The 1,432-nt window shown below is 68.1% G+C and carries 1 protein-coding gene; it reads right to left on the bottom strand.

Annotation, left to right across the window (positions count from 1 at the left end):
• Positions 1–49: 49 nt before the first annotated feature.
• Positions 50–1,351: an IS701 family transposase gene (locus ACPCJR_RS26275; RefSeq protein ID WP_391516492.1), complete on the bottom strand. Its 1,302-nt coding sequence runs from the start codon at positions 1,349–1,351 to the stop codon at positions 50–52.
• Positions 1,352–1,432: the final 81 nt, after the last annotated feature.

Here is a 1,432-nt window from a genome sequence, read left to right on the forward strand (position 1 = left end):
TAGTACTACTTTGGCAGATTGCCTTCAAGGTGGCTGGTCGAGGGCGGCCTCACAGTACGGGCATCGCCGCGGTGGTGGCCGGCTGAGGTGATCCAGGATGGCTTGGCGGATGGCCGGCATCGAAGGCTGGGGCGGTGGGCAGGCGATTCTTTTTTTTCCGTCCCGTCGCTGCGAGGCGCCGGGATTGGAGGAAGGCGTAGGCCATCATCGTCATCAGCGCGTGGCGATGCAGCCCGGTCCAAGAGCGGCCCTCGAAGTGGTCGAGGCCGAGTTCCTCCTTCATCTGCTGGTGCCCCTGCTCGCAGATCCAGCGCGCCTTGATCGTTGCGGCCAGTTGCTTGAGGGTCGCGTCGGCGGGGAGGTTCGTGAGGTAGTATTTGCGCTCGCCCGAGCCGCGCTCCTCGCGCACCAGCCAGACCTCGTCACCGGGCAGGTGTTGGTTGCCTTTTGTGCCGATCCGCTGGGTCGGACCATCGGCCCTCCGGACGCGCAACGCGCAGAAGCGGCCCCGCAGCCGACCCTTGGTGCCGTGCCGCCAAGCCACCGCCCGGCCGGTCATGTCTGCCAGGATCGTCTCGGCCGCAACCGAGACCTGATCCGGGACGTGACGCTTGCGCGGTCGTCCGCGCCCCGCGACGGGGAAGATCATCGTCACGTCGGCTGGATAGACCTTGCTGCGTCCCGAGATCCCCACAGCCCAGGTCAGGCCACGCGCGCTCAGGGCCTGTCGGAACGGGGCGGACCCATAACCCGCATCGGCCAGCACGCAGCCGAAGCGCACGCCCACCTCCCGGACCCGGTCGATCTCCGCGACGGCGATCTCCAGCTTGGTGCGGGCCTCGCGCCGGTCCTCGGGGACACCGGCCCTGCTCATCCGGTGCGGGTCGCTCGTCCAAGTCTCGGGCAGGAACAGCGCCAGGCCGACCGCCACCGGCACCTCGCCGCGCGCCAGCGTCAGCGACACCAACGTCTGGCAGTTGGCGGTCTTGCCCAGCGTCGTGGCATATTGCGGCGCCACCCCGACGGAGCGGTTACCCTTCTTCGGCAACGCGGTGTCGTCGATGACCAAGACCGCATCCGCCCCGCCGACAAGGCGATCGGCCTCGTTGAGCAGCGCCCGCTGCAGCGGACCCTCATCCCAGATCCCGGCCGCGATGAAGTGGTGTAGCCGGTCGTAGGAAACCCCATCGGCCCGAGCCGCCATCGGCTGGACGCTCTTGCGATCACCCAGGCCGATGAGCCCGGCCACGTAGGATGGGCACATCGCCCGGCGTGCCGGATGCGACAGGCCAGCCAGGAACGGTTGCAGCCACCGATCCAGATCGTCACGCCATCCGCCCGCATCCGACATCGCGATCACCCACGTCTATCGCCGTGGCATGCAAAGCCGCGAACACCCGCTGCGTTCCCTCAACCTGCCAAAGTAGTGCTA

Origin of the sequence: Methylobacterium sp. NPDC097929 (assembly GCF_049543375.1) — a bacterium.
GTDB lineage: Bacteria > Pseudomonadota > Alphaproteobacteria > Rhizobiales > Beijerinckiaceae > Methylobacterium.

What these genes read in the sequence shown, in the direction of transcription:
- ACPCJR_RS26275 (WP_391516492.1), bottom strand. Translation starts at nt 1,351, where the DNA reads ATGTCGGATGCGGGCGGATGGCGTGACGATCTGGATCGGTGGCTGCAA.